Source organism: Streptomyces sp. NPDC058812 (genome assembly GCF_042744565.1).
In the GTDB taxonomy this organism is placed as follows: Bacteria; Actinomycetota; Actinomycetes; order Streptomycetales; family Streptomycetaceae; genus Streptomyces; species Streptomyces thinghirensis.
The window spans coordinates 387,434-411,275 of sequence record NZ_JBHYOB010000003.1; the positions used below are offsets into that span (position 1 = coordinate 387,434).

A 23,842-nucleotide genomic window follows, 5' to 3' on the forward strand; every position below is an offset into this window, starting at 1 on the left:
ACACCCAGCACTCGTAGTACTCTGCCCGCAGTGGTCTGAGCGTAGTACTACACGTGGAGTGTCGCCCCATGGTGAGACGGAACGACGAACGTCGCGCCGCCCTCGTGGACGCCGCGATCGAGGTGCTGGCCGAACAGGGCGCCCGGGGCCTGACCTTCCGCGCGGTGGACACGAAGGCCGCCGTCCCGGGCGGCACCGCGTCCAACTACTTCGCCAACCGCGACGACCTGCTCACCCAGGCCGGCGCCCGCGTCTACGAGCGGCTCCACCCCGACGAGGCCACCATCGCCCGCCAGCGCACGGCGGGCCGCGACCGGGACACCTACGTCGTCCTGATGCGCGAACTGGTCGACCGCATCGCCTCGTTCCGCACCGGCTACCTCGCGCTGCTGGAACTCCGCCTGGAGGCCACCCGCCGCCCCGAGCTGCGCGCGGTCCTGACCGAGCGCATCCGCGCCGACGTCGCCGCCAACGTCTCCTACCACGAGGCGTCCGGCCTCCCCGGCGACGCGATGGCCGTCAAGCTGCTCTACCTCGCCCTGAACTGGCTGATCGTCGAACAGCTCACCCTGCCGGACGTCTTCACCCCGGCCGAGCGCGACGAGCTGGTGGCCGCCGCCGTGGAGCGCATCGTGGCGCCGGACTAGCTAGACGTGGAAGGCGGTGGTCGCTTCGAGGGCGGCCCGCTCGGTCGTGATCCGGTTCACCGGCGCGCCCCCGTCGGCGTAGCCGAAGGAGATACCCACGAGCAACTGCCCTTCAGCGACACCGAGTTCCTTCCGGACGGTGTCGGCGTAGAAGCTGAGCAGACCCTGCGGGCAACTGTCCACGCCGTACGCGGCCATGGCCAGGAGCAGCGTCTGCATGTAGGCGCCGACGTCGGCGGCCAGTCGCGCCCCGCCATCGCCGGTGACGAACAGGAACGCGGCATGGGGCGCCCCGTAGAAGCGCAGACTCTGCGCGTCGTAGGCCGCGCGTGCCGCGTGGTCGTCGGGGCTGATGCCCAGCACTCCGTACAGGCCGGCGCCGAACGCCGCCCGCCGCTCCTGATGGGCGGGTGCGTACATGCCCTCGGAGTACGGGAAGTCGGCCGAGGTGCGCTGTTCGGCGTGGGCCGCCCGCAAGGCGTCCGCCAGGCGTTCGCGCTTCGCGCCGCTGACCACCTCGACCCGCCACGGTTGCGCGTTGGAGTTGGACGGCGCGGCGCCGGCAAGGGCGAAGATCGCGCGCATCGTGTCGTCGGGCACGGCTTCGGGGCGGAACGCGCGTGTCGCGTGGCGCCCGCGTATCAGCTTCTCCGCATAGTCGCTCAACTCGGTGGAAACCAGCCCACCCATAGGACTCTCCTCAAGGCTCAAGGACGCTTAGGTAAACACTTACGTTTACCTACGACTCCACTGTAACCGAGCACCACCTCCTAAGTAAACGAGAACGTATACTTAGCTCATGAGTACGGTGACGACGGCATCTCGACGGCAGGGGCGCGGGGGGCGCGAACGCATCCTGGCCGCCGCTGCCCAACTGTTCGCGGCCCAAGGGATCAACGCGACCGGTATGGAACAGGTGGCAGAGCAGGCACCGGTGTCCAAGCGCACCCTCTACGCGCACTTCCGGACCAAGAGCGACCTGGTCATCGCCCATCTTCAAGACCTCGCCTCGTCGGGTCACACCCTGGAGAGCGCGCTGATTCGCGAGGACGTCCCAGCGAGAGAACGGATCCTCGCGCTGTTCACCCTGCCGTCGGCGGACGCGGCTCCAGTACGCGGATGCCCGTTCATCGACGCCGCCGCAGAGTTCCCCGACCCGCAGAGCGCGGTCCACTCCTACGCCCGCGACCAGAAACTGCTGATGGTGCGACTGGTCACGGCACTGGTGACGGAACTGGGCTGCCGCGAGCCCGCCGCACTCGCCGAACAACTCGTCACTCTCGCGGACGGGGCCGCCAGCCGCGCCATGGTGCTGGGTGAGGCGGACTACGGACGACACGCGCGGGCGGCAGCGGAGGTCCTCCTGGACAACGCTCTGGCCTAGCCCCGCACGCTCTCGTGGTTCGTCCTGCGCAGCCGGGCCCGCATCAGCTCTTCCGGCCGCGCGTCAGCCACCGAGCCCTTCGGGCAGTCCCACTCCCGGCCCCCACCGACCGGCCGCAGCCGCACGTTGCCGCCGACATGCCCCATGACCTCCCCCACGCGCCCGTCCCGCGTGTCCACGGCATGCGTACCGACGGCCGGCCGCTCACCCCGCACCACCGACGCCAGCCGCTCGGCGACCCGGACGTTGCAACGCCCCAGGTCGACCAACGCGAACGGCTCCTCACTCGCGCCGGTCACCGGATCGACGCACAGGGACGGCAGTACGACTCCGGCACCCACGAGGGCCTGCCGCAAGGACTCGACGACTTCTTCGGTCGACCGCACCCTTCCTCACCTCCACGCTGAGTTCGTGATTCGCGACACAGCGTGTCCGTTCCGCCCCTAACCTGGCCATACAGGGAGCCCCAACAACCCCTGCTGTGCGACCGGGAGTTCCGTGCCATGCCTGGACCGAAAGACCTCGACCCCGCCTCGTCCCCCCGCGCCCTCCTCGGCGCCGAGCTACGCCATGCCCGCGAGAAGGCCGGGCTGAGCCAGGAGGAACTGGGCGGGCGGCTGTTCGTCAGCGGCTCGTTCATCGGCCAGCTGGAGGCCGGTACGCGCAGGATGCAGCCGGAGTACGCGCGCTTGCTGGACGAGGTCCTCGGCACGGAGGACTTCTTCCAGCGCAACTGCGCGGCTTCGGCGAAGTCGAAGTATCCCGAGCATTTTGCCGAGGCGGCGGAGGCGGAGGCAGTCGCTACGACGATCAGGCACTATCTCCCGCTGCTCATCCCGGGCCTCTTGCAGACCCCGGCGTACGCCGAAGCCCTGTTCCGCACCTACCGTCCCATGGCCTCCGACCCGGAGATCGAGGAACTGGTGGCCACCCGCATGGAGCGCGCTCGGCTACTGGACGGTCCAACAGCGCCGCTGTTGTGGGTCGTACTTGACGAGGCCGCGCTCCGACGGCCAGTCGGCGGAACAGCGGCCATGGCGGAGGCCCTCCACCATGTTGCGGGCATGGTGGGCCGTCGCCGGGTCATCGCGCAGGTGCTCCCGTTCAGTGCCGGGACGCATGCCGCCATGGGAGGCTCGCTGAAGCTCATGGAGTTCGCCGACGCGGCTCCGCTCTGCTTCGTCGAGGGACTGGACATGGGCAAGCTGCTGGACGATCCCGCCACGCTCGCCCGCCACACCCTCACGTTCAGCCTCCTCCAGGCCACCGCTCTCTCCCCACCCGACTCCCTGGCCCTGATCCAGTCGGTGGCGCAGACTTACGAGCATGAACAGCACCCCTGATGCCGAACTCCGTAGCGTCACTTGGCACAAGTCCAGCTACAGCGCAGGGGACGGGGGCGACTGCCTCGAAGTCGCCGTCGAAGGGACCGTCGTCCCCGTCCGCGACAGCAAGAACCCCCGCGGCCCGAAACTCCTGTTCCGAGCCGACGCCTGGACTGTTTTCGTCAGCGACCTCAAGGCGTCCCCGGCCTACAAGTGACCGTGGGGGCCGCCCGCTTCTTGGCCAGTGTCGTGCTTCCACGACCCGAGTAAAGGGCGCTGCGCGTCGGCTGCGCCGATCGGCCTGCGGCCGACCCTTGACTCGGCTCGCTCCAGTACGAGGGAGAAGCGAGCAAGCGGCCCGGGAAAAGTGGTGGCCCGGGCACGCCGGTCCCCTGAGTCGGCTCCCGGCTCCCCGGCGTGATGGAGCGCGCTCGCGCCTCGCCAGCACGCCGGGAGAGCTTAGCGGCTTGCGGCGGGTGGGTGCTGCGGTGGCGCACCGGCTCCGGTGGCGGCACGCCTCGCCGTCTCGGCGACTACCGGTGGGTGCGCGCGGAGGGTGGTGGAGGGGGGTGATTGGAGCGAATGACCCACGCCCTATGGCCCTCGACACGCGTTTGCGCAGGATGAGCGGGTTGCGTGTGGGCGATGGGTGGGACAAACGCTCCAATCAGCCCCGCGAGCACCTCCCCTGGCCTGGCCTGGCCTGGGGACCCTCCCAAAAAGCGAGGACACTTCGGGCCGAAGTGTCCTCGCTTTTCGAGACCACCCCCGCCCCCACCTACTCACCGCAAGCCGCTGAGACGGCCCGGCGTGCATGCGAGGTGCGAGCGCGCCCCACAGCCCCGGGACGTCACGCAGCCGACGTAAGGGACCGGCGTACCCGGGCCACCGCTTTCCCCGGGCCGCCCGCACGCTTCTCACCCGTGGTGGAGCGAGCCGGGTCAAGGGTCGGCCGCAGGCCGATCGGCGCAGCCGACGCGCAGCGCCCTTGACGCGGGTCGCGGAGGCACGACACTGGCCGAGAAGCGGGCGGCCCCCACGGTCACTTGGAAACCGGGGGTGCCGTGAGGCCGGCTCTCACTCCCCCGGCTTCAGCAGAGGCAGCGCCGCGAACTCGTGCCCCTCCCACAGGCGCCTCGACGCCTCCTCCGGGTACGGCGCGACGACCGGCTCCGCGTCCAGGACCTGGACCAGGCGCCGTTCCGTGCCGTACGCGGGCCAGCCGGGGTCGCCCGTGCGCGCGAACGCGGTCCACGAGGACCGGAAACGGGACGACAGGGCGAGCGCCTCCGGCGAAGGTTCGGCACCGCCGAAGACGAGCAGCCCCACGTCGGCCTGGAACGTCCCGAAGAGGAGCGGGACGTCCAGAGCGTGGCAGGCGCCCAGCGCACCGTCGGCCGGGGCCGGCCAGGTCAGCTCGTAGACGTGGGCCCGGCCGCCGCCCGCGAGGTGTGCCTCGGCCAGGTGCAGCGAGGGCATGGCGAACAGCCAGTCGGTCTGCACGCGTTCGTACAGGTCGTTCGCGGACACGCCCGGGTACGCGGCCCGGTAGGCCTCTTCGCCGCCCGGCGCGTACAGGCGTAGGGCCGCGCTCGCGCGCTCCGCACCGATCTGGCCGAGCTTGCCCGCCATCGCGGTGAAGAGGCGGTTCTCGTCGCGGTTGTGGCCGACGATCAGGTCGACGTCCCGGGACGCGCCGGACGCGAGTGCCTGCCACGGTATGACCGGCAGTACGTCGCCGTCGACGACCGGTGAGTACGGGGTGACCGTGGGCGCGGCCCGGCCCCAGCGGTCCACGCGCCCGGGCATCTTCGGGGCGAGGGACTGCCCCGCCTTGACCAGCTGTCCCGGGTCCACGGCCGCCAGGTCGGCGACGGTGGGGCGCAGGCCGAGTTCGGCGGCGAGGGCGGCGCCGACGTCCCGGGCCAGCTCGTCGGAGTAGAACGTGCCCGGCACGCTCTGGGCGATGGCGCGGTGGAAGAGGCCGGCCGCGCGGGGCATCGCCATGAGGGAGGCCACGGAACCGGCGCCCGCCGACTCGCCGAAGACGGTGACCCGGTCCGGGTCGCCGCCGAACGCCGCGATGTTGTCCCGCACCCACTCCAGCGCGGCCACCTGGTCGAGGAGACCCCGGTTGGCGGGGGCGCCGTCGATGTGAGCGAAACCCTCCATGCCGACGCGGTAGTTGAAGGTGACGACGACGAGGTCGCCGTCCTCGGCGATGCGGCGGGCGTCGTAGCCGGGGCTGCCGGAGTGGCCGAGCTTGTAGGCGCCGCCGTAGATCCACACCATGACCGGGCGGCGGGCGGCCGGGTCGGGGGCGGGGGTCCAGACGTTGGCCGTCAGCCAGTCGTCGCCCTCGGGCACGTCCAGGACGCCGGTGGCGCCCGCGATGCCGAGGTCCTGCGGGGGCGGCGGGCCGAAGGAGTACGCCTCGCGTGTTCCGTCCCAGGCGCGGGCGGGGCGCGGGGCGGCGAACCGGGCCTCGCCCACCGGCGGTTCGGCGAACGGGATGCCGCGGAAGACGCTCAGGCCGTCCTCCCGCCGTCCCCGTACCGATCCGGCGGCGGTGCGCACCACGGGCCCCGAGGCCTCGGGGTTCGTCATCGATCACTCCTCACTGAACGCCGTTGGACGTACGTACGGCAGTAGTTGGTGATCCCACGGACTTTACGCCGCGGTGCGCATCCGGACCGGTCCGGGTCAGCTGAGGGACTTCAGCGACGCCGCGTCGTAGGGGGCGAGCGCGTCGAAGTTCCCGGCGAGGACCTTCTCGGCCCACCGCGGGTCCTGGAGCAGCGCCCGGCCGACGGCGACGAGGTCGAACTCGTCGCGCTCCAGGCGGTCGAGGAGGTTGTCGAGGCTGCCGACCGGGGCGCCCTCGCCCAGGAAGGCCTTGGTGAAGTCGCCGTCCAGGCCCACCGAGCCGACCGTGATGGCGGTCCTGCCCGTCAGCTTCTTGGTCCAGCCGGCGAGGTTGAGGTCGGAGCCGTCGAACTCGGGACGCCAGTAGCGGCGGGTGGAGGCGTGGAAGGCGTCGACGCCGGCCGCGGCGAGCGGGGCGAGGATCGCCTCCAGCTCCTCGGGGGTCTCGGCGAGGCGGGCACCGTAGGCCTCCTGCTTCCACTGGGAGTAGCGGAAGATCACGGGGAACCCGGGCGAGACGGCGTCGCGCACGGCGGCCACGATCTCGGCGGCGAAGCGGGTGCGGGAGACCGGGTCGCCGCCGTAGGCGTCGGTGCGGCGGTTGGTGCCCGCCCACAGGAACTGGTCGAGGAGGTAGCCGTGGGCGCCGTGCAGTTCCACGCCGTCGAAGCCGATGCGCTCGGCGGCGGCAGCGGCCTCGGCGAAGGCGCCGATGACGTCGTCCAGGTCGCGCTGGGTCATCACCTTGCCGGTGACCTCGTCCTCGCCGATGCGCAGGCCGGAGGGGCCGACGGCGGGGGCGTCCGCGAACGGCGGCTCGCCGGCCTTCCGCACCATCCCGACGTGCCACAGCTGCGGCACGATCGTGCCGCCCGCCGCGTGCACCGCCTCGGCGACCTTCGCCCAGCCGGCCAGCTGCTCCTCGCCGTGGAAGCGCGGGACGCTGTCGCTCTGCCCGGCCGAGTCGTGGCCGACGTACGTGCCCTCGGTGACGATCAGGCCGACACCGGCGGCGGCGCGACGGGAGTAGTACGAGACCACGTCGTCGCCGGGGATGCCGCCCGGGGAGAACATCCGGGTCATCGGGGCCATCGCGATGCGGTTGGGCACGGTCAGGCCGTTGATGGTGGCCGGGCGGGCGAGGATCTGGGCGGCGCGCGAGGCGGCGTCGGGGGCGGTGACGGTCACGTGGGGGCTCCTAGGGAGGTACCGGGTGGTATGTGCGCATGCATTGATCGCGCCTACACGACAACGGGCGCACCCCTCGCGGTCATTCCGCCCGCGGCTCCCGGCCCGGCGTGATCCATGGCACATCGCGGACGGGAGCCGGCGAAAACGCCCGAGGGCGGCACCCCCTGCCGGAACAGGGGGTGCCGCCCTCGGTACGTGAAGGACGGTCGATCAACCAGAGGTCGATCAGAAGTCCATGTCACCGCCCGGAGCGCCGCCCGCGGCGGCCTTCTCCGGCTTGTCGGCGATGACGGCCTCGGTGGTGAGGAACAGCGCGGCGATGGAGGCGGCGTTCTGCAGGGCAGAGCGGGTCACCTTCGCCGGGTCGATGATGCCCTCGGCGATCATGTCGACGTACTCACCGGTCGCGGCGTTGAGGCCGTGGCCGACGGTCAGGTTGCGGACCTTCTCCACGACGACGCCGCCCTCGAGACCACCGTTGACGGCGATCTGCTTCAGCGGGGCCTCCAGGGCGAGCTTCACGGCGTTGGCGCCGGTCGCCTCGTCACCCGACAGCTCCAGCTTCTCGAAGACCTGGGAGGCCTGGAGCAGGGCCACGCCACCACCGGCGACGATGCCCTCCTCGACGGCCGCCTTCGCGTTGCGAACGGCGTCCTCGATGCGGTGCTTGCGCTCCTTGAGCTCGACCTCGGTGGCGGCACCGGCCTTGATGACGGCCACGCCGCCGGCCAGCTTCGCCAGGCGCTCCTGGAGCTTCTCGCGGTCGTAGTCCGAGTCGCTGTTCTCGATCTCGGCGCGGATCTGGTTGACCCGGCCCTGGACCTGGTCGGCCGAGCCGGCGCCGTCCACGATCGTGGTCTCGTCCTTGGTGATGACGACCTTGCGCGCGCTGCCCAGGAGGTCGAGCGTGGCGTTCTCCAGCTTGAGGCCGACCTCCTCGGAGATGACCTCACCGCCCGTGAGGATGCCGATGTCCTGGAGCATCGCCTTGCGGCGGTCGCCGAAGCCCGGGGCCTTGACGGCGACGGACTTGAAGGTGCCGCGGATCTTGTTGACGACCAGGGTCGACAGGGCCTCGCCCTCGACGTCCTCGGCGATGATCAGCAGCGGCTTGCCCGACTGCATGACCTTCTCCAGGAGCGGCAGCAGGTCCTTGACGTTGCCGATCTTGGAGTTGGCGATCAGGATGTACGGGTCGTCGAGCGACGCCTCCATACGCTCCATGTCGGTGGCGAAGTACGCCGAGATGTAGCCCTTGTCGAAGCGCATACCCTCGGTGAGCTCCAGCTCCAGACCGAAGGTCTGGGACTCCTCGACGGTGATGACGCCTTCCTTGCCGACCTTGTCCATGGCCTCGGCGATGAGCTCGCCGATCTGGGTGTCGGCGGCGGAGATGGAGGCCGTGGAGGCGATCTGCTCCTTGGTCTCGACGTCCTTCGCCTGCTCCAGCAGGGCGGCGGAGACGGCCTCGACGGCCTTCTCGATGCCGCGCTTCAGGGCCATCGGGTTGGCACCGGCGGCGACGTTGCGCAGGCCTTCCTTGACCAGGGCCTGGGCGAGAACGGTCGCGGTGGTCGTACCGTCACCGGCGACGTCGTCCGTCTTCTTGGCGACTTCCTTGACCAGCTCGGCGCCGATCTTCTCGTACGGGTCCTCGAGTTCGATCTCCTTGGCGATGGAGACACCATCGTTGGTGATCGTGGGGGCGCCCCACTTCTTCTCGAGGACGACGTTGCGGCCCTTGGGGCCGAGCGTCACCTTGACGGCGTCCGCGAGCTGGTTCATGCCGCGCTCGAGGCCGCGCCGTGCCTCCTCGTCGAACGCGATGATCTTGGCCATGTGAAGTGGTCCCTCCAGGACTGGGGGTGATTCCTTCGGACCGCGCCCGCGCCCGCGACGGACGGCTCGCCGGCCTCGTGGTTCCTTCCCCACCCGGCCTGCGGGCCTCACCGACCCGGTCCTTCGTTGTCACTCTCACCTTCAGAGTGCTAACGCAATGATTAGCACTCGACCCTGCCGAGTGCAAGCGCCTCTCGGGGATCGGCGCGGGTTCGGGGCAGACCGAAGGGCCCGCACCCCGTGGGGTGCGGGCCCTTCGGAGAAGACCGCTGACTTGCCGTGGTCGCGCGTCTCAGGCGCTGAGGCGAACCATGTCGGCCTGCGGGCCCTTCTGACCCTGCGAGATCTCGAACTCGACCCGCTGGCCTTCTTCGAGGGTGCGGTAGCCGTCCATCTGAATCGCGCTGTAGTGGACGAAAACATCCGCACCACCGTCGACCGCGATGAAGCCGTACCCCTTCTCCGCGTTGAACCACTTGACGGTGCCCTGAGCCATGCCTAACTCCCCTATTACTGGCCCTTGCACAGATCCGCACTTCGCGGACCCGGGTCAGACCTCACCCCCCACGACTGGGGGCGTGCGCCGGAACGCGTCGACCGCGGCTGAATGTATCTGTCCAACTGCCGTCTGCAACAGGTCAATCGGACGAGAAATCTGGACGTACCTGGTCCGGAATGTGGCGAGAATTCGCCTGAATTCGGGTCAAGTCGGGGCACACAAAGAGAACAAAAGCCGCGAAATACGCCCACACTTTGGCTACATCTTGTCGGGCCGGCGGCAGGAATTCAGGGTTCCCGACCTTCCGATCGGGAGCGCGTTCCCCAACCCTACCGCGCTCAACCACATGGAATTGCCCCCTCCGCTTCTCTTACGGAGGGGGCAATTCGTTGAACTGAGCGTTACCGCGATTACCAGAGGTAACGAGGGGCGGGTCAGCCGCCGGCGACCGCCGGGATGATGGAGACGCCGGCGCCCTCCGGGGTCGCGGTCTCCAGGCCCTGCTCGAAGCGGACGTCGTCGTCGTTGACGTAGACGTTGACGAAGCGACGCAGCTTGCCCTGGTCGTCCAGGACACGGGCGGCGATACCGGTGTGGTTCTTCTCCAGGTCGGCGATGACCTCACCGAGGTTCGCGCCGTCGGCGGCGACCTCGGCCTTGCCGCCGGTGTAGGTGCGCAGGATGGTCGGGATGCGAACGGTCACGCTCATGCGAGGCCAGCCTCTCGGAAGGAGTCCAGGTTCGGGCGGATGGTGGCGGTGAGGCCGGTGCCGGCCACCGCATCGAGGGTCTTCAGGCCGTCGCCGGTGTTGAGGACGACGGTGGTGAGGGACGGGTCCAGGACGCCGTCCTCGATCAGCTTCTTGGTGACGCCGACCGTCACGCCGCCCGCCGTCTCCGCGAAGATGCCCTCCGTGCGGGCCAGCAGCTTGATCGCGTCCACGACCTGCTCGTCGGTCACGTCCTCCACGGCGCCGCCGGTGCGGCGCGCGATGTCGAGGACGTAGGGGCCGTCGGCCGGGTTGCCGATCGCCAGGGACTTGGCGATGGTGTCCGGCTTCTGCGGGCGTACGACGTCGTGGCCGGCCTTGTAGGCGGTGGACACCGGCGAGCAGCCCTCGGCCTGGGCGCCGAAGATCTTGTACGGCTTGTCCTCGACCAGGCCGAGCTTGATCAGCTCCTGCAGCCCCTTGTCGATCTTCGTGAGCTGGGAGCCGGAGGCGATCGGGACGACGAGCTGGTCGGGCAGGCGCCAGCCGAGCTGCTCGCAGATCTCGTACGCGAGGGTCTTGGAGCCCTCCGCGTAGTACGGACGCAGGTTGACGTTGACGAAGCCCCAGCCCTCGCCGGCCGGGTCGCCGATCAGCTCGGAGCAGAAGCGGTTCACGTCGTCGTAGTTGCCCTCGATGCCGACCAGCTCACCGCCGTAGACGGCGGCCATGACGACCTTGCCCTGCTCCAGGTCGTGCGGGATGAACACGCAGGAGCGGAAGCCGGCGCGGGCGGCGGCGGCGCCGACGGCACCGGCGAGGTTGCCGGTGGAGGAGCAGGAGAGGGTGGTGAAGCCGAAGGCGCGGGCGGCCTCGATGGCCTGCGCGACGACGCGGTCCTTGAAGGAGTGCGTCGGGTTGCCGGAGTCGTCCTTGACGTACAGACCGCCGGTGACACCCAGCTCGCGGGCCAGGTTGTCGGCCTTGACCAGCTTGGTCCAGCCCGGGTTGATGTTCGGCTTGTCGGCCACGTCGGCGGGGACGGGCAGCAGCGGGGCGTAACGCCAGATGTTCGCGGGGCCCGCTTCGATCCGCTTGCGCAGTTCCTCGGTGTCGTACGCCGAGAAGTCGTAGGCGATCTCGAGCGGGCCGAAACACTCCTCGCAGGCGAAGACCGGGCCGAGCGGTACGCGGTGACCGCACTCGCGGCAGGTGAGCGCCGCGGCGGGACCGAGATCGACCGGGGTGGCGGCGGAGGGGGTGGAAGCGGTGGTGTCGGTGGTGCTTTCGACAGTCTGCACAGCCATGTGAGGCGAGGCCCTTTCTCCTCATCTTCCTCACGACGCATCTCGCCGTGAGACGGATTTGGCACCTTCCCTAGCCGGGAGCCTCGCCACGTCCGCGTGACAAGAACCGACTGGAGGGTTGCCGGGGCTTCAACGGGCCGTATCCCTCTGCCCCTCTGGATGAGCGGTCTTCAGTTGTTGTTCGCGCGGTGACCCCGGCATGCGATGGTCACCCGCGTTGTTCAAGACTGTAACCGACGTCCATGACCGTTGAGATAGTCGTCCGAACCGCGAGATGGATCACAGAGGGAGCCGGAGACCGTGCTGGAAGAAGTCGAGCGCTGGCTGAGCGCACGCTCCTGGTCCGTGGCGGACCGGCCGATCCAGCAGCTCATGGCCGCCAAGCACGCCACCGGGCAGTCGGTCAGCGTGGTGCTCCCCGCCCTCGACGAGGAGGCGACCGTCGGCGGCATCGTCTCGGTGATCCGCCGGGAGCTGATGCTGCGGGTGCCGCTCGTGGACGAGCTGGTGGTCGTGGACTCCGGGTCGAGGGACCGTACGTCGGCGGTGGCCGCGGCGGCGGGCGCCCGTGTCGTGCACCGCGACGCGATCCTCCCCCGCGTCCCGGCCGTGCCGGGCAAGGGCGAGGTGCTGTGGCGCTCGCTGCTGGTGACCGGCGGCGACATCGTCTGCTTCGTCGACGCGGACCTGCGCGAGTTCTCGGCCGACTTCGTGTCCGGGATCGTCGGCCCGCTGCTCACCGAGCCGGACGTGCACCTCGTGAAGGCCATGTACGACCGGCCCCTCGACGCCGCTCCCGGCCAGGGCGGCCGGGTCACGGAACTCATGGCCCGTCCGCTGCTCAACATGCACTGGCCGCAGCTGGCCGGCTTCGTACAGCCGCTCGGCGGCGAGTACGCGGCCCGCCGTTCCCTCCTCGAACAGCTCCCCTTCCCCGTCGGCTACGGAGTCGAGCTGGGCATGCTGGTCGACGCCCTGCACCTGGTGGGCCTGGACGCCCTCGCACAGGTCGACGTCGGCGTCCGCAAGCACCGGCACCAGGACGGCCAGGCACTGGGCCGCATGTCCGCCGCGATCTACCGCACCGCCCAGCTCCGGCTGGCCCGCGGCCACCTGGTCCGGCCGTCCCTCATCCAGTTCGAGCGGGGCGCCGACGGCTTCGAGCCGCGCACGTACTCCGTGGACGCCGAGGAACGGCCCCCGATGACGGAGATCGCGGAGTACGCGGCCCGGAAGGCGGCCTGAGCGTCAGCCGGGTACGCCGTCCGACCAGCGCCAGGTGCCGCCGGAGTCCGGCTCGCAGGTCAGGTACTCGCCGCCGCGGCCGTGGGTGCTCAGGCCACGGTGCTTCTTGGCGCAGAACTGGCCGTCGGCGTAGCAGTTGCCCGCGGGACTGGTGAGCTCGCAGCCGCCGGTGCCGCCGCCGGAACCGGTGCCGGGGTCCGCCGTCCGGGCCGGCTCCTCGGGCCGCGGTTCCGGTTCCGGGGTGTACAGCGCGTCCCCGGAGCAGTCGTGGCCGTTGCGCGGGACGGTGAACGCCACCTCGTGGGAGCCGCCGGGGTCGTCGATCTGCTCGCAGACCTCCTCGCCCGCGGACCAGGAGGAGGCCCGCTTCCCGCCGGTGCCCTGGAGCTGGACGGCGTAGGCGAGCCCGGCCTTCTTGGCCGCACCGACCGCCTCTCCGATGGTGGCACCGGTGTGGTCGTCCAGCGTGACGACGGCGGGTGTGGGCGTGGGGGTAGGTGTGGGGGTCGGCGTCGCGGTCGGTGTCGGCGTCGGTGTGGCGGTGGCCGAGGCCGGTCGCCCGTCCGCCGCGTCCGCACCGGCGCTGCCGTCGCCGCAGCCGGCCAGGGCCAGCGCGGAGGCCGCGACCAGTGCCACCGCGCCCGCGCGTCCGCGCATGCGTATGGGCATGGAGCCCACCCCCCAGGAAGTTGAAATGTGCACCGCACATCCTCATTCCCTTCACGCCATCCACACAAGGCGCGTGACGCAATCGATGCCGAGGGACCGCCCGCCCACGTTTGAGGGTTTCGGGGCCGGGCTAGGTTGAGGCGTATGGCTTCAACCTTCGGTGCTGCTCAGGTGCTGGTCGCCTCCAACAGGGGGCCGGTCTCGTACGAGGTGCGGGAGGACGGTTCGCTGCACGCCAAACGCGGCGGTGGCGGGCTGGTCTCCGGACTGTCGGCCATCGGGCCGGACGCGGGGGCACTGTGGGTGTGCTCCGCGCTCGGCGACGGCGACCGCGAGGCGGTGCGGCGCGGGGTCGGCGAGGACGGCGTACGCATGCTGGACGTACCGGCCGACGTGCACGCGGACGCGTACAACGGCATCGCCAACTCCGTGCTGTGGTTCGTGCACCACATGCTCTACCAGACACCGCTGGAGCCGGCCTTCGACGCGGAGTTCCGGCGGCAGTGGGCCTCCTACGAGGCGTACAACCGGGCCTTCGCCGAGGCGCTGGCCGAGGAGGCGGCCGAGGGCGCGGTCGCGATCGTGCAGGACTACCACCTGACGCTGGTGCCGGGGATGCTGCGCGAGCTGCGGCCGGATCTCAGGATCGGGCACTTCTCGCACACGCCGTGGGCGCCGGTCGACTACTTCCGGCTGCTGCCGGACGACATCGCCGAGCAGGTGCTGCGCGGCATGCTCGGCGCCGACCGGCTCGGGTTCCTCACCCGGCGGTGGGCGGACGCGTTCACCGCGTGCTGCGACGCGCTGGTGTGCGGGCTGGGCGGCACGGAGATCGGCGTGCACGGGCTCGGCGCGGACGCGGACTTCCTGCGGCAGCGGTCGCACGAGGCGGACGTGGACGAGCGGATGGCGGCGCTGCGGGACGAGATCGGCACGGCTCCGGACGGCGGTGCGCGCCGCACGATCGTGCGGGTGGACCGGACCGAGCTGTCGAAGAACATCGTGCGGGGGCTGCTGGCGTACCGGGAGCTGCTGGCCGGGCGGCCGGAGTGGCGGGAGCGGGTGGTGCACGTCGCGTTCGCCTACCCCTCGCGGCAGGACCTCGCCGTGTACCGGGACTACACCGCCGAGGTGCGGCGGGTCGCGGATTCGATCAACGACGAGTTCGGGACGGCGGGGTGGACGCCGGTCGTGCTGCACGTGAAGGACGACTTCGCGCGGTCGCTGGCGGCGTACCGGCTGGCGGACGTGGCGCTGGTCAACCCTGTGCGGGACGGGATGAACCTCGTCGCGAAGGAGGTGCCGGTCGTCTCCGACGAGGGGTGCGTGCTGGTGCTGTCCCGGGAGGCGGGGGCGTACGAGGAGCTGGGGGAGGACGCGCTGGTGGTGAATCCGTACGACGTGTCGGGGACGGCGGAGGCGTTGCACGAGGCGTTGTCGGTTGGTGCCGGGGAGCGGGCGGAGCGGTCGAAGAGGTTGGCTGCGGCGGGGACGGCGTTGCCTCCGGCGCGGTGGTTTCTCGAGCAGTTGGAGGCGTTGCGGGGCTGAGCGGGGGCGGGTCGCGCGGCCCGGCGCCGGCGGGGTGCCGCCTGCGGCCCCCGTGCCGCCCCAGGCCGTTCAGGCACTGGGGGAGGCACGACTGCCCGCGGGCTGCGGCGGGGGCTACGCGAGCCGTGCGGCCAGGGAACGCAGTAGCCGCACCACTCCCGGCGGGCCGTCGACCACCACGTCCGCTCGTTCGCGGAGGTCCGGGACCTCGTCGCTGCCGCTGCAGACCAGGAGGCCGGGGGTGCCCTCGGTGCGGAGGGTGTCGACGGCCGTGAAGGCGGGCAGGTCACCGAGGTCGTCGCCGGCGTAGAGGACGGCCCCCGCGTCCAGCTCCCGGACGTACTCCCGCAGGGCCGCGCCCTTGTCCATGCCGGGTGGGCGCAGTTCCAGGACCATGCGGCCCGGTTCGACGATCAGGCCGTGGCGGGAGGCAAGGTCGGTGAGGGGGGCGCGCAGGGCGTCGAAGGCGGCCTGGGGGTCGGGGGCGCGGCGGGTGTGGACGGCGACCGCGTGGCCCTTCTCCTCGATCCACGTGCCCTGCCCCGCCCCGGAGCGCTCCAACAGCCCCGGCAGCTCGGCGCGGACGGCGGCGACGCCGGGGTGCGGTTCGGGAGTGGTGAGGGCGCCGGTGGCGGCGTCCCAGCGCTCGGCGCCGTAATGGCCGAGGACGACGAGGTGGTCGAGGCCGGGCACGTCGGCGAAGCCGCCGTGGTGGACCGCGACCTCTGCCGGGCGGCCGGTGATCACCGCGACGGAGGCGACCTTCGGGGCGAGGGCCGCGAGCGCCGGTACGGCGTCCGGGTGGGCGCGGGCCCGGTCGGGGTCGGCGACGATCGGGGCGAGCGTGCCGTCGAAGTCGAGGGCGATCACCGCGCGGCCGGGGCCGGTGAGAAGGGCGTCGAGCCCTTCGCGTCCGGCCGCCGTCGCGGGTGTCGGCAGGTGGTCCGGGGAGTCGTCACGGGTGGAGTCCTGGTGGCTGCCCATACCGCGAACCTATCCCGCCGGGGCGGAAGACAATCTCGCCGCTGCCTCGCCACTGCCGCACCGCTGCCCCATCGTGCCTCGCCGTGCCTCACCGCTCCGAGCGACGCGACTCCCGTATCCGGCGCAGCCGGTTGACCGTCACCGGGTCGGCCGCCAGGGCGCGGGGGTCGTCCAGGAGGGCGTTGAGGAGCTGGTAGTAGCGGACGGGGGCCAGGCCCAGCTCCTCGCGGATCGCGCGCTCCTTCGCGCCGGGGCCGGGGAAGCCGCGGCGTTCCAGCGCGAGGATGTCGCGCTCCCTCTGTCCCAGGTCCATGGACGGCACCGTAACGCCCGCCACCGACAGCGGCCCGATACGCCGCTACTCAGCCACTCCGCTACTCAGCGCTGCCCGCTCGCATCGCCGTCGTCTGGATCTGGCCGAGTACCTCCTCGGGGCTGCCGCCGGGGGCGACCGCCTGGCCGATCTGCTTCTTGACGTCCGCGCTGACCGAGGCCCAGGAGGTCTTGCCGACCGGGTACAGCTCGGAGAGCAGCAGTTCGTCCAGGAAGGGCTTGAGGTTCTTGTCCTCCGCGGCCGTGCTCATGACCTGGGACGCGGACGTGGTCACCGGCAGCAGGTCGTACTTGCGGGAGAAATCGAGGACGTTCTCGTCGCTGTAGACGAAGTCGAGGAAGTCGCCGATCTCCTCCTGGTGGCCGTTCTCCTTGAAGGCCGTCATCCAGTCGGTGACGCCGAGCGTGTTCCGGCTCTCGCCGTCGATGCCGGGAGTGGTCACCATGCCGTACTTGACCCCCTTGTCGGAGGCCATCTTCATCAGCGAGGGGTGCCCGTTGAGCATGCCGACGTCACCGTTGGCGAAGGCGGCGAAGGCGTCGGCCCGGTCGAGCTCGCCGGGGGCGACCGGGCCGGTGAGGCCCTCGCCGACCAGTTCGTCCCGCAGCCAGGTGAAGGTGGTGACGTTCTGCGGCGAGTCGACGGAGTAGGTGCCGACGTCGTCGGTGTAGCCGCCCCCGCCGCTGAGCATCCACTGCATCGTCTCGGCCTGTGCCTCCTCGGCGCCCAGCGGCAGCGCGTACGGGTACTTCACGCCCTCCGCCTTGAGCGCCTCGGCGGCCTCGGCGAGGTCGTCCCAGCTCTTGGGCGGCGTGATGCCGGCCTCGCTGAAGAGGGTCTTGTTGTAGAAGAGCACGCGGGTGGAGGCCGCGAAGGGCAGGCCGTACTGCACCCCGTTGACCTGGCCCGCGCCGGCGAGCTGGGAGACGAAGCCGGCCTGGACCGGGATGGAGAGCACGTCGTCGGCCCGGTAGAGCAGGTCCTTGTCCGCGTAGTCGGAGTAGGCACCGATCTGCGCCATGTCGGGCGCCTCGCCCGCGTCGACCATCTCGCGGACCTTGCGGTCGACGTCGCTCCAGGAGTGGACGGTGACGTCCACGTGCACGTCGGGGTGCTCGGCCTCGTAGGCCTTGGCCAGCTCGTCCCAGTATTTCTGGGAGCTGTTGGCCTTGCTGTCGCCGTAGTCGGCGGCGACCAGTTTCAGCGTCACCTCGCCGGAGTCTCCGGTGAGCCCGCAGCCGCCGAGGACCGCTGTCATGCCCAGTGCGGACACCACCGCGATCGTTCCTGTCCTACGCCGCTGCACCGTGATTCCCCAACCCTGCCGACGACTCGTCGTTCACTGCTTTGCTTACGCGTTCGCTTGTTCGCTTGTTCGCTTAACGGATTAAGGTCTACACCACGGCAGTGGACTAGACCTCTCCCGGGTCAACGGGCCACACTGTCCCCGTGAGACATGTCATCGCCCTCGATGTGGGCGGCACCGGGATGAAGGCCGCCCTGGCGGGGCCGGGGGGCGAGCTGCTGCACCAGGCCCGCCGGGCCACCGGCCGCGACCGCGGGCCCGACGCCGTCGTCGCGGGCATCCTGGACTTCGCCGCCGAACTGCGCGCCTACGGTGCCGACCGGTTCGGCGAGCCCGCCCGGGCCGCCGGTGTGGCCGTCCCCGGCATCATCGACGAGGAGCACGGCACCGCCGTGTACGCGGCCAACCTCGGCTGGCGCGACGTACCGCTGCGGGCGCTGCTCGGCGACCGGCTCGGCGGTATCCCGGTCGCCCTCGGTCACGACGTGCGCACCGGCGGGCTCGCCGAGGGCCGGATCGGGGCCGGGCGGGGCGCCGACCGGTTCCTGTTCGTGCCGCTGGGCACCGGCATCGCGGGCGCCATCGGCATCGACGGTGGGGTGGAGTCGGGCGCCCACGGCTTCGCGGGCGAGATCGGCCACATCGTCGTACGGCCCGGTGGCACCCCGTGTCCGTGCGGGCAGCGCGGCTGCCTGGAGCGGTTCGCGTCCGCGTCGGCGGTCAGCCAGGCGTGGGCCGAGGCGTGCGGCGACCCGGACGCGGACGCCGCCGACTGCGCCAAGGCCGTCGAGTCGGGCGACGCCCGCGCACTCGCCGTGTGGCAGGACGCCGTGGACGCGCTCGCCGACGGGCTGGTCACCGCGCTCACTCTGCTGGACCCGCGCGTCCTGATCATCGGTGGCGGCCTCGCCGAGGCGGGGGAAACCTTGTTCACACCGCTGCGGGACGCCGTCCGGCGGCGCGTCACCTTCCAGAAGCTGCCGGAACTGGTCCCCGCGGCGCTGGGGGACACCGCCGGCTGCCTGGGTGCCGGGCTCATGGCCTGGGACCTGCTCAGCACCACTCCTACGACCGCGACTCCCCCGGAGGTAACCACCTGATGGCCCCAAGCAAGGTTCTCGCCGGTGCCCGGGTGGTACTGCCCACCGGCACCGTGGACGACGGCCGCGTGATCGTCGACGGCACGCGGATCGCGGACACGGCGCCCCCCGGGGCGGAAGTCGTCGACGTGTCCGGGCACTGGGTGGTCCCCGGCTTCGTCGACATCCACAACCACGGCGGCGGCGGCGCCTCCTTCACCGGCGGCACCCACGAGGACATCCTCAAGGGCGTTCACACCCACCGACGGCACGGCACCACCACGGTGGTCGCCTCCACCGTCACCGGCGACCTGGACTTCCTCGCCCGGCGCGCCGGTGTGCTCGCCGAGCTGGCCCAGCAGGGCGACATCGCCGGCATCCACTTCGAGGGGCCGTTCATCTCCCCGTGCCGCAAGGGCGCCCACGACGAGCAGCTGCTGCGCGACCCCGACCCGGCCGAGGTCCGCAAGCTGGTCGACGCCGCACACGGGCACGCGAAGATGGTGACGCTCGCCACCGAGCTGCCGGGCGGCCTGGACTCCGTACGGCTGCTCGCGGAGCACGGCGTGATCGCGGCGGTCGGGCACACCGACGCGACGTACGAGCAGACGCTCCAGGCCATCGACGCGGGCGCCACGGTCGCCACGCACCTGTTCAACGCGATGCCGCCGCTCGGCCACCGCGCCCCCGGTCCGATCACCGCGCTGCTGGAGGACGAGCGGATCACCGTCGAGCTGATCAACGACGGCACCCATCTGCACCCGGCCGCGCTCCGGCTGGCCTTCCACCACGCGGGCGCCGCCCGGGTCGCCTTCATCACCGACGCGATGGACGCGGCCGGCTTCGGCGACGGCCGCTACCTGCTCGGCCCGATGGAGGTCGAGGTCGCGGACGGCGTGGCCCGGCTGGTGGAGGGCGGCTCGATCGCCGGCTCCACGCTCACCCTGGACCGCGCCTTCAAGCGGGCGGCGACGGTGGACGGGCTGCCCGTCGAGGACGTCGTCGCGGCGATCTCCGCCAACCCGGCGCGGCTGCTCGGCATGGCCGACCGGGTCGGCTCCCTGGAACCCGGCAGGAACGCCGACCTGGTGGTCCTGAACGACGCCTTCGACCTGGTGGGCGTAATGCGCCGGGGCGAATGGGTGGTCGATCCCCAACTGGGCTGATCCGTCCCCGAGTCCGGGCCCGGACCGGCGACGGTGGCCGGACCGACGGTGGCCGGACCGGGGGTGGGCCCGCCGCCGTCCTTTTGGCATGATCGTGTCCCCGGAACACAACGTCCGGGGACTCACGGCAGCCGCAGCCGATCGGGGGAGGTCGACGCACGTGACCCAGGTGATCCTCACCGTCACGCTGAACACCGCTCTCGACATCACCTACCGTGTCCCGGCCCTCCGGCCCCACGCCTCCCACCGGGTCACCGCGGTGACGGAGCGCCCCGGCGGCAAGGGGCTGAACGTGGCCCGGGTGCTGGCGGCCCTCGGACACGAGGTGACGGTCACCGGCTTCGCCGGAGGCACCACCGGGGACGTCGTGCGCGAGGGGCTCACCGGCGTGCGCGGGGTGGCCGACGCGCTGGTGCCGGTCGCGGGGGCGACCCGCCGCACCATCGCCGTCGTCGACGAACGCACCGGCGACACCACCCAGCTCAACGAACCCGGCCCGGCCGTCGCCCCCGCCGAGTGGAACGCCTTCCAGGAGACCTACGAGAACCTGCTGGCCGGCGCCGCCGCGGTGGCCCTGTGCGGCAGCCTGCCGCCGGGCGTCCCGGTGAACGCCTATGCCGGGCTGGTACGCACCGCCCGCGCCGCCGGCGTCCCCGTGCTGCTGGACACCAGCGGGGAGCCGCTGCGCCGGGGGGTCGCCGCCCGCCCGGACCTGATCAAGCCGAACGCCGACGAACTGGCCGAGCTGACCGGTTCGCACGAGCCGCTGCGGGCCATCCAGGCCGCCCGGCGCCGCGGTGCCCGCTCGGTGGTCGCCTCGCTGGGCGCCGAGGGGCTGCTCGCGGTGACCCCGGAGGGCCGCTGGCGCGCCGCCCCGCCCGCCCACGTCCACGGCAACCCGACCGGCGCGGGGGACTCGGCGGTCGCGGGTCTGCTCTCCGGCCTGGTCGAGCACCTGCCCTGGCCGGACCGCCTGGCCCGCGCGGTCGCCCTGTCCGCGGCGACGGTGCTGGCACCGGTGGCGGGTGAGTTCGACCGGGGGGCGTACGAGGAGCTGCTCGGACGCGGGGTCGCGGTGACGGCGGAGGCGGCGGGCGCGGCGTGACGTGCCGGCCCGTGTCGCCCAGGGCCTGTCAGCCAGGCCCTCGTCCTTGACCCAGGACGGCCTGTCAGCCAGGCCCTAGTCCTTGACCTGGCCCTTCTTCAGGGAGAACTGGTCCAGCAGGACGTTGCACTTGTCGCCGTCGGCGCAGGAGAGCGAGATCGTGTTGGTGCCCTTGTTGAGCGTGGGCCAGGCGTAGGTCTTGGTCCAGCCCTTGGCGAAGTCGCCGTCCTCGGCGCCGGTGAAGTTGCCCAGGTTCAGCTTGCTGCCGAACTCCTTGCCGTTGACCGTCAGGGTCATCGACTGGTCCTCGCCGGCCGCGCTGTAGCCGGCGAAGAGGGTGTAGAGGCCGTCCTCGGGGATGCCGTCGACGGTCCAGGTGACCGAGGCACCGGGCTGGTTGAGATTCGCCACATAGACGCCGCCGTCCGACCGGGCGCCCTCGATCTCCGACGCCGTCACCACGTCGGGCGACAGCCGCAGCGCCTTCGCGTCCACGGCCGGGAGCTCCACCTCTTCCTCCGCGCCGTCGCTGGCCGACGGGCTCGGGCCGGTGGTGTCGGACTGGGTGGGGGCGGCGCCGCCGCCCGCCTCGTTGCCGCCCTTGTCGTCCTCCGAGCCGCTGCTCGTCATGGCCACGGCGATGCCGATGACCACCGCGGCGACGACCGCGACCGCGCCGATCAGCAGACCCTTGGTGTTGGGGCCGCGGCGCCCGCCGCCCCCGCCGTGCGCCGACTGCTGCGGGGCGGTGGGAGCACCGCCGCCGGGGAAGGTCTCCGGCGCCGCGTAGTGCGCGTTCGACCGGCCGTAGACGCCCTGCTGCTGCCCGGCGGCCTGGCCGTAGGCGGCGGTCTGGCCGGCCTGGCCCTGCGGTGCCCCGTACTGCCGCGTGCCGACGGGACGCACCCGGTTGACGGAGTTCGGGTAGCCGTAGCCACCGGACGGCGGCTGGGCCCCGTTGGCCTGCCCGTCGGCGTAGAGGTAGCCGAAGGGGTCGTCGTCCTCGGGCGTGCTCGCGCCGTTGTTGCCGGGCGTCATCCCTAGGTCTCCTAACCAGATGCGGTGCGTGTGCGGTATGGGTGTGAGAGGGCGAGCCTACCCGCTCCCACTGACCCGAAAGGGTGACTCAGACCGCATCAAGGCGCTGACCTGGTGATCATCCGGCTCGGCGATGCTGTTTGGGACGAGATCGTTTCTCGACGTACATCCGTTCGTCAGCTGACTTCAGCACTTCGTCCGCCGTCATGCCGCAGTGGGCCCACCCGATGCCGAAACTGGCGCCCACGCGGACGGCCCGCCCCTCGGCCCGGATGGGCTGGATGATCTCGTTGCGCAGCCGTACGGCGAGGTCCTGGGCGTCGGCCCGGCCGAGCCCGTTGGCGAGGATCACGAACTCGTCGCCGCCGAGCCGGGCCACCGTGTCGCCGTCGCGCACACCGCCGCTGAGCCGGCGGGCGACCTCGATGAGCACGGTGTCACCGGCGTTGTGCCCGAACCGGTCGTTGATCGACTTGAAGCCGTCCAGGTCGCAGAAGAGGACCGCGAGCCCCTTCGTGCCGTCGTCGCGGCCGTCCGCGGGGGCGACGGCGTGCACATGGTGGTCGTAGGCGCCGTACGGCTCGGTGACCGCGCCGAAGTCGAAGGTGTGGCCGCCGGAGTCGAAGACGGCGGAGTCCCCGTACGCGGCGTCCATGGCGTCCACCACGCCCGCGTGGGGCGACTGCGGGCGCCGGCAGAGCCGGGCGGCGAGGCGGGAGCGCAGCTCGGCGGAGTTCGGCAGGCCGGTGAGGGAGTCGTGGGAGGCGCGGTGGGCGAGCTGGAGCTCGCGGCGCTTGCGTTCCTCTATGTCCTCGACGTGGGTGAGCAGGAAACGCGGACCGTCGGCGGCGTCGGCGACGACGCTGTTGCGCAGCGAGACCCAGACGTAGGTGCCGTCGCGGCGGCCCAGGCGCAGCTCGGCCCGGCCGCCCTCGGCGGAGGTGCGCAGCAGGGTGCCGATGTCCTCGGGGTGGACGAGGTCGGAGAAGGCGTAGCGGCGCATCGCGGAGGCCGGGCGGCCGAGGAGGCGGCAGAGCGCGTCGTTGGTGCGCAGGATCCGGCCGTGCTGGTCGCCGCCCATCTCGGCGATGGCCATACCGGAGGGGGCGTACTCGAAGGCCTGCCGGAAGCTCTCCTCGCTGGCCCTGAGCGCCTGCTGGTCGCGCTCCAGGCGGACCAGGGCGCGCTGCATGTTGGAGCGGAGCCGGGCGTTGCTGATCGCGATGGCGGCCTGGAACGCGTACATCTGCAGAGCCTCGCGGCCCCAAGCGCCGGGGCGTCGGCCGTTGCGCGGCCGGTCCACGGACAGGACGCCGATCAGCTCGCCGCTGTTGCCACCGCCCTGCGGGCCGGGGGCGTACATCGGGGCGAAGAGCCGGTCCGAGGGGTGCCACTCGTCCTCGAAGCGGGGCGCGGGCCCGTCGGTGTACCACTGCGGGACGTCGTCGTCGTCGAGGATCCAGCCCTCGGTGTGGGGTATGAAGATCAGGTCGCCCCACTGCTCGCCCATGCCCAGGCGGCGGTCCCAGGACTCCCGGGAGCCCGCCCGGCCGGTGATGAGCGCCTCGGCGGCCTGGTTGCCGGAGAAGGCGGCGACGACGAGGTCGCCGTCGGGGCGGACCAGGTTGACGCACGCCAGCTCGTACCCGAGGGCCTGGACGACGCCGTCGGCGACGGTCTGCAGGGTGTCGGCCAGGCTGCGGGCCGTGTTCATGTCGGCCATGACCTGGTGCAGTTGACGCAGGGACGCAAGACGGACGTAGGGCTCCGACTCGGTCTCCATGCTCGCCCTCCCCCCCGAGACCTCGCAGCGAATCAAG

At 71.6% G+C, this 23,842-nt stretch carries 23 protein-coding genes and 1 riboswitch; of the genes, 9 read left to right on the forward strand and 14 right to left on the reverse strand.

Translation table 11 applies throughout. The features are described 5' to 3' along the window. Window positions 1-68 precede the first annotated feature (68 nt). A complete protein-coding gene (locus ACFW48_RS08640; RefSeq protein WP_210962320.1) occupies window positions 69-647 on the forward strand; it encodes a TetR/AcrR family transcriptional regulator in 579 nt (192 codons plus the stop codon). On the opposite strand, the gene ACFW48_RS08645 is transcribed toward ACFW48_RS08640, so the two are convergent. Continuing rightward, window positions 648-1,337: a nitroreductase family protein gene (locus tag ACFW48_RS08645; protein WP_386311713.1), complete on the reverse strand. Its 690-nt coding sequence runs from the start codon at window positions 1,335-1,337 to the stop codon at window positions 648-650. It abuts the gene before it with no gap. Window positions 1,338-1,446: 109 nt separating this feature from the next. Between ACFW48_RS08645 and ACFW48_RS08650 the strand changes: the two genes are divergently transcribed. Then, the gene (locus tag ACFW48_RS08650; RefSeq protein ID WP_386311715.1) at window positions 1,447-2,031 is read left to right on the forward strand and encodes a TetR/AcrR family transcriptional regulator; all 585 of its coding nucleotides are present in this window, start codon (window positions 1,447-1,449) and stop codon (window positions 2,029-2,031) included. On the opposite strand, the gene ACFW48_RS08655 is transcribed toward ACFW48_RS08650, so the two are convergent. Continuing rightward, entirely contained in the window at window positions 2,028-2,417 is a 390-nt protein-coding gene (locus ACFW48_RS08655) for a hypothetical protein (protein ID WP_386311718.1), read from the reverse strand. The genes ACFW48_RS08650 and ACFW48_RS08655 overlap by 4 nt on opposite strands. 117 nt (window positions 2,418-2,534) lie before the next feature. Here ACFW48_RS08655 and ACFW48_RS08660 point away from each other — a divergent pair, with 117 nt between their 5' ends. Both ACFW48_RS08660 and ACFW48_RS08665 read left to right on the forward strand, forming a co-directional pair. Then, window positions 2,535-3,374, forward strand: a complete 840-nt coding sequence (locus tag ACFW48_RS08660) for a Scr1 family TA system antitoxin-like transcriptional regulator (RefSeq protein WP_386311721.1) — start codon at window positions 2,535-2,537, stop codon at window positions 3,372-3,374. Next, window positions 3,358-3,573, forward strand: coding sequence for a DUF397 domain-containing protein (locus ACFW48_RS08665; protein WP_386311724.1), 216 nt, complete (start codon window positions 3,358-3,360; stop codon window positions 3,571-3,573). The genes ACFW48_RS08660 and ACFW48_RS08665 overlap by 17 nt, the downstream gene beginning before the upstream one ends. Before the next feature lie 860 nt (window positions 3,574-4,433). On the opposite strand, the gene ACFW48_RS08670 is transcribed toward ACFW48_RS08665, so the two are convergent. From ACFW48_RS08670 to thrC, 6 genes are all read right to left on the reverse strand, one after another. Beyond that, complete coding sequence (locus ACFW48_RS08670; RefSeq protein ID WP_386311726.1) at window positions 4,434-5,963, reverse strand: carboxylesterase/lipase family protein; 1,530 nt, start codon at window positions 5,961-5,963, stop codon at window positions 4,434-4,436. Window positions 5,964-6,059: 96 nt separating this feature from the next. Continuing rightward, window positions 6,060-7,190, reverse strand: coding sequence for an NADH:flavin oxidoreductase (locus ACFW48_RS08675; protein ID WP_386311729.1), 1,131 nt, complete (start codon window positions 7,188-7,190; stop codon window positions 6,060-6,062). Between the two features lie 228 nt (window positions 7,191-7,418). Continuing rightward, window positions 7,419-9,032: a chaperonin GroEL gene (gene groL / locus ACFW48_RS08680; RefSeq protein WP_386311730.1), complete on the reverse strand. Its 1,614-nt coding sequence runs from the start codon at window positions 9,030-9,032 to the stop codon at window positions 7,419-7,421. A 292-nt stretch (window positions 9,033-9,324) separates the two neighbouring features. Then, window positions 9,325-9,528 (reverse strand): cold-shock protein, encoded by a 204-nt coding sequence (locus ACFW48_RS08685; RefSeq protein ID WP_004929928.1) that lies wholly within the window; start codon window positions 9,526-9,528, stop codon window positions 9,325-9,327. 437 nt (window positions 9,529-9,965) lie between these two features. Beyond that, window positions 9,966-10,241: a MoaD/ThiS family protein gene (locus tag ACFW48_RS08690; protein ID WP_121747678.1), complete on the reverse strand. Its 276-nt coding sequence runs from the start codon at window positions 10,239-10,241 to the stop codon at window positions 9,966-9,968. Continuing rightward, window positions 10,238-11,548, reverse strand: coding sequence for a threonine synthase (gene thrC / locus ACFW48_RS08695; RefSeq protein WP_386311733.1), 1,311 nt, complete (start codon window positions 11,546-11,548; stop codon window positions 10,238-10,240). The genes ACFW48_RS08690 and thrC overlap by 4 nt, the downstream gene beginning before the upstream one ends. An 18-nt stretch (window positions 11,549-11,566) precedes the next feature. Then, a riboswitch (SAM riboswitch) is annotated at window positions 11,567-11,714 on the reverse strand. A 134-nt stretch (window positions 11,715-11,848) separates the two neighbouring features. Here thrC and ACFW48_RS08700 point away from each other — a divergent pair. Next, the gene (locus ACFW48_RS08700; RefSeq protein WP_386311736.1) at window positions 11,849-12,793 is read left to right on the forward strand and encodes a glucosyl-3-phosphoglycerate synthase; all 945 of its coding nucleotides are present in this window, start codon (window positions 11,849-11,851) and stop codon (window positions 12,791-12,793) included. 3 nt (window positions 12,794-12,796) lie between these two features. Here the strand turns inward: ACFW48_RS08700 and ACFW48_RS08705 are convergent, their stop codons facing one another. Then, entirely contained in the window at window positions 12,797-13,462 is a 666-nt protein-coding gene (locus ACFW48_RS08705; protein ID WP_386311739.1) for a hypothetical protein, read from the reverse strand. Between the two features lie 144 nt (window positions 13,463-13,606). Here ACFW48_RS08705 and ACFW48_RS08710 point away from each other — a divergent pair, with 144 nt between their 5' ends. Further along, complete coding sequence (locus ACFW48_RS08710; protein WP_386311740.1) at window positions 13,607-15,010, forward strand: trehalose-6-phosphate synthase; 1,404 nt, start codon at window positions 13,607-13,609, stop codon at window positions 15,008-15,010. Window positions 15,011-15,124: 114 nt separating this feature from the next. Here the strand turns inward: ACFW48_RS08710 and otsB are convergent, their stop codons facing one another. The 3 genes from otsB to ACFW48_RS08725 all read right to left on the reverse strand — a co-directional run bounded on the left by otsB (window position 15,125) and on the right by ACFW48_RS08725 (window position 17,586). Beyond that, complete coding sequence (gene otsB / locus ACFW48_RS08715; protein ID WP_386311743.1) at window positions 15,125-15,994, reverse strand: trehalose-phosphatase; 870 nt, start codon at window positions 15,992-15,994, stop codon at window positions 15,125-15,127. 88 nt (window positions 15,995-16,082) lie between these two features. After that, the gene (locus tag ACFW48_RS08720) at window positions 16,083-16,307 is read right to left on the reverse strand and encodes a DUF3263 domain-containing protein (RefSeq protein ID WP_210962334.1); all 225 of its coding nucleotides are present in this window, start codon (window positions 16,305-16,307) and stop codon (window positions 16,083-16,085) included. A gap of 61 nt (window positions 16,308-16,368) precedes the next feature. Further along, window positions 16,369-17,586 (reverse strand): extracellular solute-binding protein, encoded by a 1,218-nt coding sequence (locus tag ACFW48_RS08725; protein ID WP_386312084.1) that lies wholly within the window; start codon window positions 17,584-17,586, stop codon window positions 16,369-16,371. A 230-nt stretch (window positions 17,587-17,816) separates the two neighbouring features. On the opposite strand from ACFW48_RS08725, the gene ACFW48_RS08730 reads away from it, so the two are divergent. The 3 genes from ACFW48_RS08730 to ACFW48_RS08740 all read left to right on the forward strand — a co-directional run bounded on the left by ACFW48_RS08730 (window position 17,817) and on the right by ACFW48_RS08740 (window position 20,984). Next, complete coding sequence (locus ACFW48_RS08730; protein WP_386312086.1) at window positions 17,817-18,734, forward strand: ROK family protein; 918 nt, start codon at window positions 17,817-17,819, stop codon at window positions 18,732-18,734. Continuing rightward, complete coding sequence (gene nagA / locus ACFW48_RS08735) at window positions 18,734-19,879, forward strand: N-acetylglucosamine-6-phosphate deacetylase (protein ID WP_386311745.1); 1,146 nt, start codon at window positions 18,734-18,736, stop codon at window positions 19,877-19,879. Before ACFW48_RS08730 ends, nagA begins: the two co-directional genes overlap by 1 nt. 169 nt (window positions 19,880-20,048) lie before the next feature. After that, window positions 20,049-20,984 carry a 1-phosphofructokinase family hexose kinase gene (locus ACFW48_RS08740; RefSeq protein WP_386312088.1) on the forward strand — a complete coding sequence of 312 codons (936 nt, stop codon included), beginning with the start codon at window positions 20,049-20,051 and terminating at the stop codon, window positions 20,982-20,984. 75 nt (window positions 20,985-21,059) lie between these two features. On the opposite strand, the gene ACFW48_RS08745 is transcribed toward ACFW48_RS08740, so the two are convergent. Together ACFW48_RS08745 and cdgB are read right to left on the reverse strand one after the other, a co-directional pair. Beyond that, complete coding sequence (locus tag ACFW48_RS08745; RefSeq protein ID WP_386311747.1) at window positions 21,060-22,022, reverse strand: carbohydrate-binding protein; 963 nt, start codon at window positions 22,020-22,022, stop codon at window positions 21,060-21,062. A gap of 118 nt (window positions 22,023-22,140) precedes the next feature. Beyond that, window positions 22,141-23,805 carry a diguanylate cyclase CdgB gene (gene cdgB / locus ACFW48_RS08750; RefSeq protein ID WP_386311749.1) on the reverse strand — a complete coding sequence of 555 codons (1,665 nt, stop codon included), beginning with the start codon at window positions 23,803-23,805 and terminating at the stop codon, window positions 22,141-22,143. Between the last annotated feature and the right edge of the window lie 37 nt (window positions 23,806-23,842).